Annotated in this window: 3 protein-coding genes and 2 pseudogenes; 3 read left to right on the top strand and 2 right to left on the bottom strand. The window is 65.5% G+C overall.

Annotated features, from left to right (window positions below):
- The 3 genes and pseudogenes from DBR22_RS15890 to DBR22_RS15900 all read left to right on the top strand — a co-directional run.
- Positions 1 to 237: pseudogene (locus tag DBR22_RS15890) on the top strand (branched-chain amino acid ABC transporter permease); the annotation flags it as partial.
- Positions 237 to 1328: a branched-chain amino acid ABC transporter permease gene (locus DBR22_RS15895; protein ID WP_108599817.1), complete on the top strand. Its 1092-nt coding sequence runs from the start codon at positions 237 to 239 to the stop codon at positions 1326 to 1328. The pseudogene DBR22_RS15890 and the gene DBR22_RS15895, both read left to right, overlap by 1 nt.
- Positions 1325 to 2581: an ABC transporter substrate-binding protein gene (locus DBR22_RS15900; RefSeq protein WP_181365211.1), complete on the top strand. Its 1257-nt coding sequence runs from the start codon at positions 1325 to 1327 to the stop codon at positions 2579 to 2581. Before DBR22_RS15895 ends, DBR22_RS15900 begins: the two co-directional genes overlap by 4 nt.
- Before the next feature lie 40 nt (positions 2582 to 2621).
- Here DBR22_RS15900 and DBR22_RS15905 read toward each other — a convergent pair whose 3' ends face one another.
- A complete protein-coding gene (locus tag DBR22_RS15905) occupies positions 2622 to 3242 on the bottom strand; it encodes a PadR family transcriptional regulator (RefSeq protein ID WP_108599819.1) in 621 nt (206 codons plus the stop codon).
- 71 nt (positions 3243 to 3313) lie between these two features.
- Positions 3314 to 3715 (bottom strand): annotated as a pseudogene (locus tag DBR22_RS15910) (aminomethyl transferase family protein); the annotation flags it as partial.

Consider the following 3715-nt stretch of genomic DNA (forward strand, 5'->3'; position numbering starts at 1 on the left):
ATGCTCGACACCGCGCTCGTCTATGCGCTCGCCGCCGTCATCCTCGGCGGCCTGAGCAGCCCGATCGGCTGCGTGCTTGCCGCGTCAGCGATCGGCGTCCTGGAGAACCTCGTGGCCGTCTACGTGCCGCTCATCGGCCATGACCTGAAGATCGCTGTGCCGTTTGCCCTGATCTTCGTCATCCTCATCCTCCGTCCCCAGGGCCTGTTCGGCCGAAAGGTCGTGGTGAGGGTCTGATGAGCAACGCACCGTCCGTTCTCCGCGGCAGGCCGGCGCGGATTGCCCTTGTTGTGGTGCTCGCTCTTGTATTGCTCGCGGCCCCGCTCTTCCTACCGCCGTTCGCCAACCAGACACTGGTCCGGATCGGGGTCTACGCCGTGGCCGTCCTGGGGCTCAACATCGTGATGGGCTACACGGGGCAGGTCAACCTGGGCCAGATCTTCTTCGTCGGGCTCGGCGCCTACGTCACCGCCTACGGCGTCAACCATGACTGGAACATTGTGGTGGTGTTCATTGCCGCCTGCGCCGTCGCGGGCATCGTCGGGCTGCTCGTGGCGCTCGCAGCGGCCCGGCTCGGCGGCCTCGCGATCGCCATGGTGACCATCGCGCTGCCTATTGTGGGGGTCCCGCTGGCCAAGCGGCTCGACGAATTCACCGGTGGGTCCCAGGGTATCTCGGCCCGTTTCTCGGACGCCCCCGAGTGGAGCAACCTCTACAGCGACCAGTGGCAGTACTACATCGTGTTGCTGGTGACGGTGGTCGCCTTCCTCCTGGCGCGGAACCTGGTCCGCGGCAAGTACGGGCGGGCGTTCGGGGTGGTCAAGGAAAACGAAGCCGTGGCTGCCTCCATGGGTGTCTCGCCCTACCGCACCAAGGTGCTGGCGTTCACCATCGCCTCGATCTACGGCGGGGCAAGCGGCTTCCTCTACATGGCTGCCGTGCAGTACACCTCGCCCGAGACCCTCAGCTTCGGCCACTCCATCAGCCTTCTCGCGGCCATGGTGATCGGTGGTGCCGGGAGCATCATCGGCTCGCTGATCGGTGGAGCGTATTACGTCTTCGTTCCGCAGCTCACGAACGCCATCGATCCCAGCTTCACCACCGCGAGCCAGGGTGCCATCCTCCTCGTGGTCCTTTTCCTGCTGCCGCAGGGACTGGTGAGTCTCCCCAGGGTGGTCCGACGGCTCACGCGCGGACGCACCAACAGAACCACCACCGCCCGAACCACCACGGGGAGTAACCCCCCGCAGACCCCTCCGGGGCCCCCTCCAGCCACGGAGCCCGCGCCGGAGGGACTCGAAAAAACAGAGAGGCAAGATCGATCATGAAGAGTAGAAAAAAATCAGGCGGGGTCCTTGGCATCGTCGCGATGGCATCGATCGCTGCGCTCTCCCTCACAGGATGCACCCGCACGGCGCCCGGGGAAGGCGGCGGGACCACGGCGGCGCCGGGCATCACGGACTCTGCGATCACCCTGGGTGTCACCACCCCGCTGAGCGGTGCGACGGCCGGACCCGGTACCTGCACGGTTGCAGGCGTCCAGGCCTACTTCGGTTCCGTCAACGCAGCGGGCGGCGTGAAGTTCGGCGACGGCAAGACCAGGACCGTCAATATCAAGGCCTACGACGACGCCTACGATCCCCAGAAGTCGCTGTCGAACTTCCAGCAGATGGTCTCGGACAACGTCTTTGCGGTGACATCAGGACTAGGCACACCGACCAACCGTGCCTTCCGCGATGCTGCCATCAGCGCCAAGGTCCCCCAGGTACTGGTGATGACCGGCGACCCGCTCTTCAGCGACCGGGAGGAGAGCCCCTGGCAGCTCGGCTTCGTCCCGATCTACCAGAACGAGGGATCGGCCTTCGGCGAGCTCCTCGCGAAGTCGGGCCAGCAGCACAAGGTCGCGGTCCTGTATCAGAACGATGACTACGGCAAGGGGTATGTGGAGGGCTTCAAGGAAGCCGTCCAGGGAGCCTCAAATGTCTCCATAGTCGGGGAACAGACGTACGAGGCCACCGACACATCGGTGGACGCGCAGCTGACCCAGCTGGCGGCGTCGGGCGCTGACGTCTTCTTCAACGCGATGTCCATCACCCCGCTGGTGATTGCATCGCTGCAGAAGGCCCAGCAGATCGGCTGGAAGCCCAGCTGGTTCCTGCCGTCCAACACCTCGAGCCCCACCGCCATCCTCCAACCGGGAGGTGCCGCGGCCTACCCGGGCATTTACACCGTCTCCTTCGCCAAGGCGCCGCAGAGCCCGGAGTTCGCCCAGAATGAGGACGTGGTGAAGTTCCTGGCGGACCTCAAGCAATACGGCAACTACCCGGACATGCCGGCGTTCCCGCACTGCATGTGGAGCTACATGGTGGGCGCCACCCTTGAGGAGGCGTTCGAGAACATGACCGAGCCGACGCGTGAGAATTTCATGACAGCCCTGCGGGATATCAAGGGCCTGCAGGCGCCCCTGATGCTCGAAGGCACGGCCGTGGACACCACAGTTGACGGTCAGCCCGCGGTTTCCTCGGTCCTGGTCCAGAAGTACAACGGCAGGGGATACGCCACCGCGGAGAACTTCGGCTAGGCGCTGCAGGGTGAACGGCTAAAACGGCGGGGGCATCGCACTACACGCGGGCGGTGCCCCGGTTCGGCTGGACCCGGCCTGTACCGCCAAGTTCGTCGATGAGCTTGAGGCCGCGCTGCGCCCAGGCGATTTCCCCACGGGCACGCTCCACCAGGCCCTCGTAGGTGAACCGCTTGAAGGCGATAGTCCGCTCGCGGTCCTCCGGTTCCGTCACGGCAAGCCGGCGTACCAGCATGGGGTTGGCAACTTCCTCTATCCGCAGGAGTTCCCGCTCCCATTGCGCAAGCTCGCTTTCCCACTGCACGATGTGCGCTCGGAAGAACTCGCGGGCCGCCTCAGGGGTGGCTGCTTCGAGGTAGGCCGCCCGGAGGTGGGCGGGATCGCGCACCCGCGCATACTCCAAAGGGGTGTGCATCCAGGCCTGGAACGCCTGGTCCCCCGCCTCCGTCACGTGGTAGACCTTCCGGGTGGCGCGCTGGCCGCGGGCCTGTTCTTCACCTTCGATAAGGTGTTCGGCCTCCATCTTGCGCAGCTCCGGGTAGATCTGCGAGTCCGGCGCGTGCCACACGTGTCCAACAGAAGCGGAGAACTGCTTCTGCAGTTCGTAGCCTGAGAGCGGCCCCACACGGAGCAGCGCAAGCAGCGCGTATCGCAGGCTCATGAAGGACTCCTTAGGTGGCCGGACGCCGGTATCAGGGGGCTCACGCAGCCCCCTGATGGGCCGGCTCCAGCCTAGGCCGACTTGTAGTTGGTCCGCCACCCGCCCTGGTACGTTGCGCGGGCTACGGAGGAGTACGGCACTGGGCTGACGACGGCGCGCACTTCAGTTTGTTCGTGCGGCTCGACGGCGGCCTTGGAGGTTCCGCCGTCGGGCTCGCCCCACACGACCTTCAGCTCAGTGCCTTCGGGGACGTTGGGGTCGATCGTCGCGAGGGACAGTGCCCGCCGTTCGTTGGCACTGTAGCCGGTGAACATGGAGTACCCGACGACGGTGCCGTCAGCGTCGACGACGGAGTCATAGTTCGCGGAGCCGTAGTTCGCGAGCGGCAGGTCGAAGAACTTGTAGCTCGGGCCCTCAACGTTGAACAGCGAGGCGAAAATCGAGGTAACGTCCCCGCCGTCCCAGGCCAGGGT

Origin of the sequence: Arthrobacter sp. HMWF013, assembly GCF_003061105.1 — a bacterium.
Taxonomy (GTDB): Bacteria; Actinomycetota; Actinomycetes; order Actinomycetales; family Micrococcaceae; genus Arthrobacter.